At 46.0% G+C, this 14,667-nt stretch carries 11 protein-coding genes; 10 read left to right on the plus strand and 1 reads right to left on the minus strand.

Features of this window, described 5'->3' with window-relative positions; genetic code table 11:
* The first annotated feature begins 139 nt into the window (after positions 1-139).
* The 10 genes from KNO98_RS08745 (at position 140) to KNO98_RS08790 (ending at position 12,743) form a co-directional block, all read left to right on the plus strand.
* A complete protein-coding gene (locus KNO98_RS08745) occupies positions 140-622 on the plus strand; it encodes a MarR family winged helix-turn-helix transcriptional regulator (RefSeq protein ID WP_026826648.1) in 483 nt (160 codons plus the stop codon).
* Positions 615-2,339 carry an ABC transporter ATP-binding protein gene (locus KNO98_RS08750; RefSeq protein ID WP_214700516.1) on the plus strand — a complete coding sequence of 575 codons (1,725 nt, stop codon included), beginning with the start codon at positions 615-617 and terminating at the stop codon, positions 2,337-2,339. Before KNO98_RS08745 ends, KNO98_RS08750 begins: the two co-directional genes overlap by 8 nt.
* A complete protein-coding gene (locus KNO98_RS08755; protein ID WP_285800411.1) occupies positions 2,336-4,207 on the plus strand; it encodes an ABC transporter ATP-binding protein in 1,872 nt (623 codons plus the stop codon). Before KNO98_RS08750 ends, KNO98_RS08755 begins: the two co-directional genes overlap by 4 nt.
* 134 nt (positions 4,208-4,341) lie before the next feature.
* Positions 4,342-4,704, plus strand: coding sequence for a response regulator (locus KNO98_RS08760; protein WP_026826645.1), 363 nt, complete (start codon positions 4,342-4,344; stop codon positions 4,702-4,704).
* Positions 4,701-7,259 (plus strand): sensor histidine kinase, encoded by a 2,559-nt coding sequence (locus tag KNO98_RS08765; protein ID WP_214700518.1) that lies wholly within the window; start codon positions 4,701-4,703, stop codon positions 7,257-7,259. Before KNO98_RS08760 ends, KNO98_RS08765 begins: the two co-directional genes overlap by 4 nt.
* Before the next feature lie 122 nt (positions 7,260-7,381).
* Entirely contained in the window at positions 7,382-7,765 is a 384-nt protein-coding gene (locus KNO98_RS08770; RefSeq protein WP_214700520.1) for a YisL family protein, read from the plus strand.
* Positions 7,766-7,865: 100 nt separating this feature from the next.
* Entirely contained in the window at positions 7,866-8,897 is a 1,032-nt protein-coding gene (locus tag KNO98_RS08775) for a class I SAM-dependent methyltransferase (RefSeq protein WP_026826642.1), read from the plus strand.
* A 69-nt stretch (positions 8,898-8,966) separates the two neighbouring features.
* Positions 8,967-10,460, plus strand: a complete 1,494-nt coding sequence (locus KNO98_RS08780) for a phytoene desaturase family protein (protein WP_214700523.1) — start codon at positions 8,967-8,969, stop codon at positions 10,458-10,460.
* Complete coding sequence (locus KNO98_RS08785) at positions 10,457-11,935, plus strand: phytoene desaturase family protein (RefSeq protein ID WP_214700524.1); 1,479 nt, start codon at positions 10,457-10,459, stop codon at positions 11,933-11,935. Before KNO98_RS08780 ends, KNO98_RS08785 begins: the two co-directional genes overlap by 4 nt.
* Positions 11,904-12,743 carry a phytoene/squalene synthase family protein gene (locus KNO98_RS08790; RefSeq protein WP_214700525.1) on the plus strand — a complete coding sequence of 280 codons (840 nt, stop codon included), beginning with the start codon at positions 11,904-11,906 and terminating at the stop codon, positions 12,741-12,743. Before KNO98_RS08785 ends, KNO98_RS08790 begins: the two co-directional genes overlap by 32 nt.
* A gap of 440 nt (positions 12,744-13,183) precedes the next feature.
* Here the strand turns inward: KNO98_RS08790 and KNO98_RS08795 are convergent, their stop codons facing one another.
* Positions 13,184-14,650, minus strand: coding sequence for a phytoene desaturase family protein (locus KNO98_RS08795; protein ID WP_026826638.1), 1,467 nt, complete (start codon positions 14,648-14,650; stop codon positions 13,184-13,186).
* Between the last annotated feature and the right edge of the window lie 17 nt (positions 14,651-14,667).

The following is a 14,667-nucleotide window of genomic DNA, read 5'->3' on the forward strand; positions in this document are numbered from 1 at the left end:
GATGGCATCGCTCTTTTCTTATGTGCAAAGTCACATTCAATTTCGTTGACAATCCAGCACGAGAGGAGTAATTTATTTTATATAAGTAATTGTTCCGAATAGAACAATTCGGAACGGAACGATAAAGGAGTGAACGAGTATGACCGAGACGAATACAACGCGGGCACGGGAAATGATGCAATCCTTTTGGCGTGTACAGCGTGTTTTAATTCGTTTGATGCATCAAACGGCACAACAAAATGACCTCACCCTACCTCAACTTCATGGACTGATGATGTTAAATGAACAGGGAGCGATTTCGCAAAAGGAGCTAGTTCAACGGACAAAGATGCCAAAGAGCACGTTGAGTCAATCGCTCGATGGTCTCGTGGAGAAAGGACTGATTCGTCGGGACATCAATCCCGACAATCGTCGGGAGGTCGTGTTGACGATTGATACATCGGGCAAACGTTTGATTGAGGATATTGAGCAACAAGAAGAAGGGACCGAGCAACAATTGAATCAAATCTTATCTCGTCTAAATGAAGGTACGTATCATCATATGATTGAAGCCCATCAACAGATTGCAGATGGGTTAAATGAAGGGTTCACAGACTGTGAAGGAGGATGCCGTCATGATTAAGTTGTTGAAACGTCTCATTAGTTATAAGTGGGCCGTTCTGATGGTCTTGTTGTTTGTATTCGCACAATCGTTGGCAGATTTATTTTTACCAACGTTAATGGCAGACATCATTGATAATGGGGTCGTGACGGGCGATACAGGATATATTTGGCAAATGGGAGGTATCATGCTAGGTGTGACGGGCCTTGGAGCCATCGCAGCCGTCGTGGCCAGTTTTTATTCATCGAAAGCAGCGATGGGATTTGGTCGTGACTTACGGAGACGCGTCTTTAATCATGTTGAGCGATTCTCTCTTGAAGAGTTCGATCGCGTCGGAACGGCCTCATTGATCACTCGGACGACGAACGATATCACACAAGTACAACAAGTGATCATCATGATGCTTCGGATGGTTGTAAGTGCGCCAATCATGTTTGTCGGTGGATTGATTATGGCTACTTCAAAAGATGCGAAATTGTCGCTCGTGATTGTGGCAGCTATGCCAGTGCTCGTCATCTCAATTTTCTTGATTTTTTGGAAGGCCATGCCGCTATTTAAGAAAGTGCAGAAGCGATTGGATCGCTTAAATCTCATCCTCCGAGAAAATCTAACGGGTATTCGTGTCATTCGGGCATTCAATCGTGAAAAAGAAGAGCAAGTCCGCATGACAGAAGCGAATGAACAATTGACAGATGTCTCAATCAAAGTAAACCAGATCATGGCGTTCCTTATGCCTATTATGATGCTTGTGATGAACTTGACGGTCGTCGGTGTCATATGGTTCGGTGGCATCCGGATTGACAATGGGGCCATGCAAATCGGAGATTTAATGGCGTTCATTCAATACGTGATGCAAATCATGTTTGCACTCGTCATGGCGTCTGTCATGTTTATTATGATTCCGCGTGCATCGGTGTCTGCGAACCGGATCAACGAAGTGCTCGAGATGAAACCGTCACTAGTTGATGACGGAACGATGACTGCGGACGTTGAACAAGGCACGCTCGTCTTTGACCATGTCACGTTCTTTTATCCGGGCGCTGAAGAACCAGCGCTATCCGATGTGAGTTTTTCAGCAAATCCGGGAGAAGTCACGGCGGTGATTGGTGGGACAGGGTCTGGGAAGTCGACGCTCGTCAACTTGATTCCACGGTTTTATGACGTGACGTCAGGTCATATCCTTGTGAACGGTGTGGATGTTCAATCCGTTTCCCAAGAAGACCTTCGCTCGAAAATCGGGTTCGTCCCACAAAAAGCGCTTCTGTTCACTGGAACGATTGCAGAGAACATTCGATACGGAAAAGCCGATGCGACAGCTGAAGAAGTCATACATGCGGCCTCGATTTCACAGGCGAGTGACTTTATCGAGAAGATGCCAGACCGTTATGAGTCGATGATTGAGCAAGGTGGGTCGAACGTGTCGGGTGGACAAAAACAACGCCTCTCGATTGCGCGTGCGCTCGTTCGAAAACCGGATTTATACGTATTCGATGACAGCTTTTCGGCACTTGACTACAAAACGGACGCCGCATTGCGAAAAGCATTGAAAGATGAAACAAGAACCGCGACAGTATTGATTGTCGCGCAACGCGTTAGCACAATCATAGATGCTGATCGGATTATTGTGCTAGAAGAAGGTAAAGTAGCCGGGATTGGGACACATGAAGAATTGTTTGCGAATAATGCGGTATATCAAGAAATCGTGAAGTCGCAATTGTCTGAGGAGGAGATCGCATGAGTGAGAAACAAGGAAATACACGACAAACTCATGGCGGACACGGCGGTCCTGGAGGTCCCGGCGGTGGGAACATGATGATGATGGGTGAAAAGCCGAAGGCGTTCAAAGTCACGTTCCATCGCCTTCTTGCTTATTTGAAACCACGTCGAAATACACTGATAGCTGTATTCATCGCTGCGATATTGAGTACGATTTTCATGATCGCCGGTCCGAAAATTATGGGGATCGCCATCACGGAACTGTTTGAGGGTGCCTATGCAAAATTCACGGGAGTACCTGATGCAGAGATTGACTTTACACGAATCGGACAAATTTTGTCCTTACTCGCTGGTCTCTATGTCATCAGCAGTCTGTTCAACTACGTTCAACAATATTTGATGTCTGGTGTGGCCCAAAAAACAGTGTATGATCTTAGGGAGGACGTCAATAAAAAGCTAGAAAGACTGCCACTCAAATATTATGATGGACGCTCGAATGGGGAGACACTTAGTCGTGTCACGAACGATATTGACTTGATTGGGAGCACGCTTCAACAAAGTGTGACGTCATTTATTACATCGATTGTCACCATCATTGGGATTTTAATTATGATGTTGTCGATCAGTCCGCTTTTGACGGTCGTCTCCCTTGTGTCCTTACCGCTCACTATCTTTGCGATTCGACCTATTTTAAAACGATCGCAACAATATTTTTCGGATCAACAGCGAAATCTTGGACGATTGAACGGTCATGTAGAGGAAATGTACACTGGACACGCCGTCGTCAAGGCGTTCGGTCGAGAAGAGACGGCTGTTCGTGAATTCGAAGAAGTGAATGAGGAACTCTATGATGCCGGACGAAAAGCGCAATTCATCTCCGGAATCATCATGCCGATGACGATGTTCATCGGGAACATCAGCTATGTGTTGATTAGTGTCGTTGGCGGGATTCTCGTGACACAACGCACTATCTCGATTGGGGATATCCAGGCGTTTATCACATATACGAGACAGTTCACTCAACCGATCACTCAAACGGCGAACATCGCAAATATCGTCCAGTCGACGGTCGCTGCTGCGGAACGCGTATTTGAACTATTGGATGAAGAGGAAGAAGTGAAGGATGTGACGACTTACCGCTTAGAACGCGCGGAAGGAAATGTTACGTTCCGTCATGTCGACTTCGGATATGGGGAGGACCTGCTCATTCAAGATATGAACCTCGATGTGTTGACGGGACAAACAGTGGCCATCGTCGGGCCGACGGGCGCCGGAAAAACGACGCTCATCAATCTACTCATGCGCTTCTATGAATTGAATGGAGGCGAAATATTAATCGATGGGAAAGATTCACGACAAATGTCGCGGCACGATTTGCGACATACGTTTGGCATGGTATTGCAAGACACGTGGCTCTTCAACGGGACAATCCGTGACAATATCGCTTACGGTAAAACGGGTGCGACAGAGATGGAAGTTGTGAATGCAGCGAAGACGGCACATGCCGATTCATTCATTCGGACGTTGCCGGATGGATATGACACAGTCTTAAATGAGGAAGCGAATAACATCTCACAAGGACAAAAACAATTACTGACCATCGCGCGAGCGGTACTTTCGAACCCACCTATTATGATTTTGGACGAAGCAACATCAAGTGTAGACACGCGCACCGAGATTTTGATTCAACAGGCGATGAAACGGTTGATGGACGGCCGAACGAGTTTTGTCATCGCACATCGGTTGTCGACGATTAAAGACGCTGATTTAATTTTGGTCATGGACCAAGGTCGTGTCATTGAACAAGGAACGCATGAGTCATTACTAGAAGCAGGCGGATTTTATGAAAATCTTTACAACAGTCAGTTTGCTGAAAAAGAGGTCGTATAAACAGAATATAGGTTTTACGGTCAGGTGATTCGGTAAAAGACGTACGAAGATATGTTTCGTACGTCTTTTTATTTTGTGTAACAATTACAAATCCGTTAAAATAGATAAATGGGATAAAAAATGGAGGAACGATTATGGTTAAAATCTTGCTTGCAGAAGACGAAGAAGTACTACGAATGCTCGTAATGGATACATTAGAAGATGAAGGGTATGAAATCGACGAGGCGCAGGATGGACTAGAAGCCTATCGATTGATTGAAAAAAATGAATACGATTTGGTCATTGTGGACCATATGATGCCCGGTATGACTGGGCTTGAAGTTATTGAAAAAGTAAGAAAGTTACCGGGGCGACAGCATACGAAAGTGATGATGTTGACAGCGAAAAGCCAACAATCTGACCGTGATTGCGCGAATGAGATTGGCGTCGACTACTTCATTTCAAAACCGTTCAGCCCACTTGAACTTGTCAAAATCATAGGAGGCATCGTGAATTGAAAAGGTGGTTTAAACAAAAACTCGGACGTGACATCATGGTCGTCCTCTATTCGTTCCTCGTTATCGCGTTGGTAGGTTCGGTGTTGACATATGTCTATATCGAGAACCGACTAGAGGCGAATGAGGCCAAACTGCGTCAGGTCGACGAGCGCGTCGACCGTCTGACGGTACTTTGGGACGAGTGGCAAGCCGATCAGTATGATACGCGTGGCTATCTCTTATTTGGTGATACTGAAACGCTCGAACGCGCGAGTGCGAACGAGGCGAAGTTCCAACAAGAAATCAATTGGTTCAAGACACAAGTGCAGAGTCGTCAGGGTCAACTGTTCGCAGAGGACCTTCAACAGTTCCATAACTTTTATTATGACGTCGTCATCCCAGTGACTTACGAATACGCACAAGCACAACAAGATGGTGAAATCACTGAAACGTTTATTGATGCAAAAACCATTGCCGAACTCCCGACGGCACAGCGTTTGATTGAGCAAGGACTCGTTCAATTTAATCCTGACCGAGGCATCGACATCTTAGGACCAATCGATGAAGTCGAATCGTCTCTTGAGAACTATCGAGACCTGATGGCATCTGAAAAAGAGACCGTCTACGCAGAATGGCATCAAAACAATAACATTCTTCAATTCTTGTGGATGATGAGCATCGCCTCATTTGCCGCATTGATTTTATTGTTTGTCCAACCGTTCCTCCGTCGTCAAACACGTTTAATTTCACGACTCTCAAACGCCTCAAACCGCTTGTTGAAGGGTGAAATTGTTGACTTAAGCGATCAAATGAAACGTGAAGATGAGATTGGTACGATGTCTCGTTCGTTCCATAAGATGGCCGAGACACTTCGTGACAATGAACGTCATTTGATTGAAAAGAACCACGAGTTACAAGCGCAACAGGAAGAGTTGATTGCGCAACAAGAAGAACTGCAGGCACAACAACAGGAGTTAGAAGAAATTTTAGAACAGACACAACAAAATGAACAACATCTTGCATATCGAAATGAGTTGACGGAGACGCTTGCGTCACGTGACTCGCTCACTGCTTATCCTGAGATTATCGAAAAACTTGTGACAATCACCGATTCAGAGGTTGGTGCGCTCGTCTTCGTTGATGAAGCTGAAAACTTTAAAGTGACGAGCCATGGTTTGAATGAGATGTTGACTCGCCAGTTGCTCGACAGCGAGAACTCGGTGCTGACACGTGCGATGAGCTTGAAGACGACGGTTCATTCGTCGAAACAAGTTGCAAGTGATCACCCACTGCCATATCCGTATTACATGTTTGAGACTGCGGTACCCGTCAATGACCCTACTGACGATTCGATTATCGCGTTCATTTATCTTGTCCGCTATAAAGATCGGTTCACCCAAACACAGATGGGCGACATCATGTCATTCGCCCGTCAACTCTCGCTTTCGCTCTTACGGATGCGTCTATTTGAAGAGATGAAGCGCGAAAAAGGGAAGACGGAACGTATCCTTGACTCGATTCGGGAAGCGGTCGTCTATATCGAACATGCGACCGATGATGTATTCGTCAACCGACCACTTTATGAGATGTTCCCTGAATTAAGTGAGGTCAGTTCGCTCGACCTTGAGGAAGAATCATGGGAAGAATGGCGCCATCGTCTTGTCGAGACCGTCGACCAGGCAGAAGACTTTATGAAATATACAAACCGATTGTTTACTGAAGACTTCCCGCATGACAGTGTAAGCTTCTCGATTCGCAAAGGCGAAATGAACTTGCAAATGTATGCGGAAAGAATCATCGTCGGAGGGCTTTCGAAAGGGACCCTTCTCGTATTCCGGGATATTACGAGCGAGACAGAGGCCGAGCGATTGAAGAGTGAGTTTATCTCAACCATTTCTCATGAATTACGGACACCGCTCTCATCCATCTATGGATTCACTGAATTGATGGTGAAGAAGCAACTGCCAAATGAAAAGCAAGCAAAATACTTGGAAACCATCCATGCCGAGACGGAACGCCTGACGCATCTTGTCAACGACTTCCTCGATGTGCAACGTATGGAATCCGGTAGTCAAATGTATGACCGGGAGCAACTCGATATTGAGCCGGTCGTTCGAGACATGCTGACATTTTATGAAGCATCTTCTCTGAAACATAAATTTGAGTTGATTGCCGATGATTTGCAGTCATATGAATTGTTTGTCGATTGTCAAAAATTTAAACAATTGATGAGTAACCTGTTGTCGAACGCCGTGAAGTATTCTCCGCGTGGAGGAAAGATCACAGTGGAGCTTGAGCATCATGAACAAATCGTGTCTATCAAAGTGATGGATGAAGGAATCGGAATTCCGAGCGACGCGATCGACCGATTATTTGATAAGTTTTATCGTGTCGATAATTCCGACAGTCGGGAAATCGGCGGTACTGGACTTGGGTTACCAATTTGCCAGGAAATCGTTCGAGGCCATAACGGTCAAATCCATGTGGAATCGATTCAACATAAAGGCTCGACGTTCATCGTCGAAATTCCAAGTTATGAGTTTGCCGTCCAACAGGCGGAGACGACACCAGTATAATGAAATGAGTCATCCTTTCGGAGGGGTGACTCATTTTTTTGATTAAAGCGTTCGCTTGACCATTCATGAGATGATTCGTGTACAATGAAGACTGAACAAACATCATAAAGGGGGGCACTTGAATGCCACTAATTGCATTCTTGCACACGCACGTCACGAGCTGGATTTTGTTACTTATTTTGTTTGCCGTGGCCTACATCGGCTATAAGAACGGCAACAAGAGTGGAAAGATCGCACATATGGCGTTTCGACTCATGTTACTCATCGCGTTCGGAACAGGACTTTATCTTTACCTTCAATTAAACGGAGGCGGTACGTTCTATCATGTGAAAATCACGGTTGGATTACTGTCGTTGATTTTCGGTGAAATGACGCTCATCAAAGTCAAAAAGAAAAAACCATCGAACGTTTTGTTCGGCGGATTTATCGTGTTTGCACTCGCAACGATTTTTATCGGTTACGCGTTGCCATACGGACAATCATTCTTTAACAGTTTCATTCAATAAGACTTTCCCACTTCGCATACCGAAGTGGGAATTTTTTGTTTGTAGACAAATTATTAGGGGAAAATAAAAAAATCAGTAATCATGACGATGAGGTGAAACGATGGATCAACAATTAATGGAATGGACACGTGTTTTACATGCTCGAAAATGGATGAAGCAAACGGAATCATTTTTACCACTCTGGCACGGTTACATCGGCTATAAGTTCGAATTATTCGATGCCCTGCAAGGTGGGGCGAGTATGGCTGAAATGAACCTGCGACTCAAACGCCCATTGACCCAACTTGCGTTAGAACGTTGGTTAGAGGTAGGGGTCGCCGTACGCCATTTGAAGAAAAAGGGATGGCGTTATTATCCGACCCGGGGATTAAAATATCAATTATCCGGTACCGATGAACGTAGCATCGGGTTTATGTTACAGGAGATGATGGAACTCCATATCCCAGCCTTGATTGCCTATCCTGATTTTTTAGAGTCAGGTAAACAGAAAACGTTCGATGGAGCCGAGCATGGTCAAGTTGTCGCGAAGACGTCGACGCTTGTCGAAACAGTCGCTTTCCCGATTGTGCAACAGTTATTACGACAAGCGAATGTCCAATCGATGCTCGATATCGGTTGTGGTCACGGGGGCTATTTACGTAAATTACAATCTCTCGAACCGAGTTGGGAACTGACGGGGATTGATTTAGAGGAGGATGTTATTGAAGAGGCAAAATCGCGCGATGAGAGTGATGATATTCACTTCGAAGTTGCTGACTTCATGAATTGGAAAACTGAAGAGCAGTTCGATGCGGTCATGATGAACAATATGCTCTATTACTTTTCACCGGAGGAGCGGATTCAGTTGTTAGATCGACTAAGAGAGCGATTGGATCAAAATGGTGTCGCTGTCCTCGTGACGCCACTTGCTGAGACGGCTCTTGGTGGTCGTTTCGCATCCGCGTTCAATGCGTTCATGACGCTTCATGACAATTTGTATCCTCTTCCGACAATCCCAAAATTGCGTCAACAGATGCAAGAAGTAGGATTTGAACAGATTCGGTTTATCCCATTCATCCCAGAAGGATCTTGGTATATCGTTATCGCCGAGCGAGGAAGCGCAAATTTACTCAATCAACCGATTCAAAATTGAACTTGTCTCCAGTCATTTCTATAATGATAGAGAAGCATAAGAGACTATTCACATAGGGAGTTGTTGAGTGTGTCGAAACAAAGAGTTGCCGTTATTGGAGCAGGACCTGGTGGTTTGGCCGCTGCGATGCTATTAGCGCATCGTGGGGTCGATGTCACTGTATTTGAGAAGCAATCGTTTGTAGGTGGAAGAACATCGCGCCTCCAAGTAGGCGAGTTTACGTTTGACCGTGGACCTACTTTTTTAAATATGCCGTATATTTTAGAAGAGATATTCGAAGAAACTGGACGTGATTTACACGACTATGTCGAGATGAAACGACTTGAGCCGATGTATGATTTGTACTTCGACCGCGGGACGCGTCATCTCTCAATGACAACAGACCGCGATCAAATGCATCAAGCGATTGAAGAGCAGTTTCCTGGAAATGGGGAAGGATACGAACGTTTCATGAGCGAACAGGCGATTAAATTATCTAAGTTGATGCCTGTCTTGCAAACCGCTCACGACAAATTGACCGACTACGTATCGTTACGAGTGCTCAAGGCGCTTCCTTTTCTCTCCATTGGTAAATCACTTTATGATGTCCTGTCTGAATACTTTACGAGCGAAGAATTGAAATATGCATTCACGTTTCAAGCGAAATATTTAGGTATGTCTGCTTGGGAATGCCCAGGTGGCTTTTCAATCTTATCTTACATGGAGCATGCGTATGGAGTTCATCATCCGATCGGAGGAGTGAATCAGCTTTGTCACGCGATGGCAAACGTGATTGAAGAAGAGGGTGGAGTCATTCGTTTAGGCGAACCGGTGGAACGTCTTCTCATCGACGACAAGAAAGTGACAGGTCTCGTGTCAGGAAGCGTCCATTATGCGTTCGACGAAGTCGTGATCGGTGCTGATTTTGCACATGCGATGACTTCTTTGGTTCCGGAAGGCAAGTTGTCGAAGTGGAGTCCGACTCAATTGAAGAAGAAACGTTACTCGTGCTCGACATTTATGCTTTATCTTGGACTCGATCACGTATATGAGGACGTAGCACACCATTCGATTCATTTTGCGGACGATTATGAAATGAACGTCAAAGAGATGACAAAAGAGTTGAAGTTGAGTGAGGATTTTTCGTTTTATGTACAGAATGCCTCACGTATCGACCCGACACTTGCGCCTACAGGTAAATCCTCGCTCTACGTCCTCGTACCGGTACCGAACAACTTATCCGGTCTACCATGGAAAGAATTGCAAACGACGATGACAGAACGTGTACTTGACGCTCTTGAAACGCGTTCGCCTTATCGTCATATTCGTCAGCACATCGAGGTGATGGAAACGCTGACCCCAGAGGATTGGGAAACGTTTGGAGTGTACGAAGGAGCAACATTCAATCTAGGACATAATTTATCGCAAATGATGTATTTTCGCCCGCATAACCAATTCGAAGAGCTCGACAACGTGTGGCTTGTCGGGGGTGGAACTCACCCTGGAAGCGGACTTCCGACAATCTTTGAATCGGCACGAATCACGACGAATCTATTACGTGAGCGGGCAGGTGTCGGCCGATGAACATCAGTTTTGTGGGGGCCGGGGTTGGGTCACTCTACGCCGCTCTGTTGTTGACGAAACGAAATCCATCGCTTCATATCACGATTTACGAAAAAGAAGCGCGTGTCGGTGGACGACTGAATTACGTTGAATTTGAAAATGGGGCGAAAGTCGACGAAGGTCCGACGATCGTCTTGTTACCGAGTAAATTAAAGCAACAATTAATCGAAGCGGGTTTATCTGAGGATGAAGTGGAATTGCTTGAAGTCGACCCACTCTACCGTTTGCGCTATCAAGATGGTACGTCATTTTACAAGTATCGAGATATCGAGCGTCAGGCTGATGAAATCGAACGAACTTTCGGTGAGGGAGATGCGTTCCGTCGTTATATGTCTCAAAAGAAAGAAGAGTATCAAATTGGGTTCAATACGTTTTTAAATCGTAGCTACGCATCAAAAACAGAGTTGTTCGAACCTAAACTGTTACTCCTCCTCATGCGGTTAAAAGCATATGAGTCGGCCCATGCGAACATGAAACGTTTCTTTGAAGATGAACGCTTACGTGTCGCCTATAGCTTACAAACCCTTTATATCGGTGGGAACCCTTATGCGACTCCTTCTTTATATGGACTCATCCCTTATCGTGAACAGGAAGAAGGGATCTGGTACATAAAAGGAGGATATTTCTCGCTCGCAACGACAATGGAGAATGAATTAAAACGGCGAGGTGTCCGCTTCGTCATGAACGCTACTGTCAATCGTGTGCACGTCACGGACGGGGTGGCGAACGGCGTCACGGTCAATGACGAATATGTCCCTTATGATGCAGTCATCGTGAACGGTGACTTCCCGCTCATGGAGCGGCTCGTTGACGGGGTGACACCAAAAGCGTATGAACCATCAAGTGGTACGTTACTCCTCTACTTCACTGTCAAAGGTGAACTTGATTTGCCAATTCATCAATTTGATTTACCGAATGATTTCGAGGGATCGATGCGAACCATCTTTGAGGATGGTAAACTAAGTGAGTATCCGGCAATGTATACGTTCAATCCATCTCGCATGGATGAAACACTGGCTCCGGATGGAACGAGTGTGTTGTATGTCCTCGTCCCGGTTCCACGTAAATTAGAACGTGAAGATATTGAAGCCCAAGGAACAATCGATCATCTAGTAGGACGAATCGAAGTACTGTTGCCTGATTTTCGTGAACGAGTCATCGAGATGAAAGTTCGTACGCCAATGGATGCCGAGCGATTCGGTTTGTTTGAAGGAGGAAGCTTTGGGATTGCACCAAAGTTATCTCAGTCAGCCGCCTTCAAACCACAGGCGAGACCATTTTCGAAAATCGAGCGTCTCTATGCGGTGGGGGCATCCGTCCATCCGTGTGGCGGTGTACCGATTGTCATGATTGGGTCACAATTACTCGTGAAAAAAATGGAAGAAGAAATGGGGGCAATACATCGTGACGACACAAGAAGCGTATCGTCAATGTGAGGAAATCATGAAGAAGGGCTCGTTGACTTTTTATCGGGCCTTCTCTTTGCTCTCAAAACCAGATCGGCAGGCGGTCATGGCTGTTTACACATTCTGTCGGACACTCGACGATGCAGTCGATGAATCAGACCGTCCAGAAGAGAGTTTGGCAGCATTTTTGCATGATTTCGACCGTTTTTTAGCCGATTACGATCAAGATGAAGCGTTATGGGTCGCCCTTCGAGATGTATGGAAGCGCTATGAGATGGACGTCGACCCTTTCTTCGAGTTGGCAGAAGGCATGAAATGGGATTTACATAAGTCGCGGTATGAGACACTCGAAGAGACCGAACAATATAGTTATTATGCGGCCAGTACAGTCGGTCTGATGCTTCTCCCGATTCTTGTCCCGAATCAAGACGCTGAGACAAAACTTCAGTTAAGACAAGGCGCTATCGACCTTGGTATCGCGATGCAATTAACGAATATTTTACGAGATGTCGGAGAAGACTTGAATCGGGATCGAATCTATTTACCACGTACGATGATGCGACAATACGGTGTGAGTGAAGAGAAATTGCGCCAACATGAAGTGACACCTTCCTTTATCGAATTATGGGAGGCGGTGGCGACTCGAGCAGAGTCCTTGTATGAGCGAGCCCGAGCAACCCATCATCTGTATCCACTTGCGAGCCGAAAACCGGTGCAGGCGGCAGCTCTTCTCTATGAGGGGATTTTAGATGCAGCGCGGGCAAATCAATACGATGTCTTCACAAAACGGGCGTACGTATCAACTTTACAAAAAGGGAAATTATTAGCAAAACTATAAGATGTCAAGATAGCTGTAGGCGCTTCATGCGTGTACAGTTTTTTTTTGCGCAAAAAAAACCACTTTTGGCGGGGGACCAAAAGTGGCGTAAGCGTTATGTGATTCATTCATCGGGGAAATGAATGAATCGATTTGTGATGAAGCCCTAAAGATGTGCCGGGATTCATGGGGAATGAATCATTGGGACATCTTCGCTGAAACAGGATGCTTGATGGACTAAGGGGGAACATCATACGCAAGCTGTTTCAACTACGGGATACGAGTGGGGAAACTCGCTCATCACTTTCTCGGGTGTGACAAGTTCAAAACGCGATTTGGCTCGGGGAAGCCATTCGATCGCTACAGGTGTAACAAACGTTACAAAACTGTTTGAACTCGAATATGATATTATCACGTCTCTCACTTGTCGACAAGTGTCGAAACTCACGTTCACAAAATGTTCATATTGTCAGAGGTATGTCCTCTAACATCGAGCGCGCAGCGAATTGTCCTGAAAGCGTGACCATCGGGCTACCGCCTCCTGGATGGGTCGAACCACCTGCGAACCAGATGTTCGACACGTCTGTCGACCGAGCAGCTGGTCGGAAAAAGGCTCCTTTTTTCGAGTTGGCTGATGTACCATAAAGTGCGCCATAGTACGCATAAAAATCACGGGTCAAGTCTTGGGGCGTCACTCTTTTATGATAGAGGACCTCCTCATCGTTCCAATCCACACCGAATTCACGCAAACGACGACGAATCAGATGTTCATACGTAACGGCATCGATTTCGGTCAGGTGGGCGGGGGCGTTGACGAGGATGAACAGATTGTCGCCCGCCTCGCCCATGGATGGATCGGTCGCGGACGAATTTGATATATAGATGGTCGGCTCATCTGCATATCGTGCTTCTTGAAAGAGTGCCCGAAATTCTCGTTCGTAGTCGTCAGCGAAATAGACGTTATGATGGGCAAGATTCAATCGCTTCGATAACCCGATCATCAAGACGAACGCAGAAATTGATGGTTCTACCGTGTCTCGTGTCGGGACCGGGAAGGAAGGGCGGTCTTTCGCGGCGACGAGTCGTGGATATTGAGTGAGCAACTCCCCGTTAAGAAGAACGGCGTCACAAGAGATGACTTCCTCATCATCGACGACGACCTCATGTGCTTTTCCATTCAACACCTCAATCTTCGTCACTTCATGTCCGAGACGGAATGTTACCCCGAGTTCACTCGCCCGCTTAGCGAAACCTTTTGCGATATTCCAGTTGCCACCTTTTGCGAAGTAGACGCCTTCATTCAACTCTAAATGTGAGATGAGAGCGAAGGTGCCGGGTGTCACGTATGGACTACTTCCGATATATGTTGCATAGCGATCAAGGGACTGGATGATTCGTGGGTCTTTAAAGTATTTCTTATGGAGGGCATGCAAGCTTTGGAGCGGGTGTACTTTGACCATGTCCGCCCAGAGACCAGGGTCTAATTTTGTCTCCATCCGCGTAAAGAAACGTTCATTCGCGATCCGGAACAGCTTCTCTGCCTCATCTAAGTAAGCGTGTATTTGATTTTGCTTCATTTGATCACCGGTCAATCGACGGACTTCTGCTTCAAGTTGTGCCCGGTCCGTACTAAAAGTGAACGATGAGCCATCTGAAAAATGATTGACGGTATGTTGCTCGAGTTTGATCAACTCAAAATAGTCATCCGGATTGGCTCCGCTGTTTCGGATGACCGAGCGAAATACATCCGGCATCGTAATCGTATTCGGGCCGAAGTCAAACCGGTGACCGTCAGTGATGACAGGCATGAGTTTTCCACCGACATGTTCATTTTTTTCAATAACTGTGACATCATAGCCACGGGCAGCAAGCGTGACGGCAGCGCTGAGTCCGCCTAGTCCGGCACCAACCACAATAATCTGTTTCATACATATGTCCCCCTTAA

Source organism: Exiguobacterium sp. s57, assembly GCF_018617685.1.
Classification (GTDB): domain Bacteria; phylum Bacillota; class Bacilli; order Exiguobacteriales; family Exiguobacteriaceae; genus Exiguobacterium; species Exiguobacterium marinum.

Excerpts from the sequence above, each read along its gene's own strand:
- KNO98_RS08745 (WP_026826648.1), top strand. The coding sequence starts at position 140 with ATGACCGAGACGAATACAACGCGGGCACGGGAAATGATGCAATCCTTT.
- KNO98_RS08750 (WP_214700516.1), top strand. The coding sequence starts at position 615 with ATGATTAAGTTGTTGAAACGTCTCATTAGTTATAAGTGGGCCGTTCTG.
- KNO98_RS08755 (WP_285800411.1), top strand. The coding sequence starts at position 2,336 with ATGAGTGAGAAACAAGGAAATACACGACAAACTCATGGCGGACACGGC.
- KNO98_RS08760 (WP_026826645.1), top strand. The coding sequence starts at position 4,342 with ATGGTTAAAATCTTGCTTGCAGAAGACGAAGAAGTACTACGAATGCTC.
- KNO98_RS08770 (WP_214700520.1), top strand. The coding sequence starts at position 7,382 with ATGCCACTAATTGCATTCTTGCACACGCACGTCACGAGCTGGATTTTG.
- KNO98_RS08775 (WP_026826642.1), top strand. The coding sequence starts at position 7,866 with ATGGATCAACAATTAATGGAATGGACACGTGTTTTACATGCTCGAAAA.
- KNO98_RS08785 (WP_214700524.1), top strand. The coding sequence starts at position 10,457 with ATGAACATCAGTTTTGTGGGGGCCGGGGTTGGGTCACTCTACGCCGCT.
- KNO98_RS08795 (WP_026826638.1), bottom strand. The coding sequence starts at position 14,650 with ATGAAACAGATTATTGTGGTTGGTGCCGGACTAGGCGGACTCAGCGCT.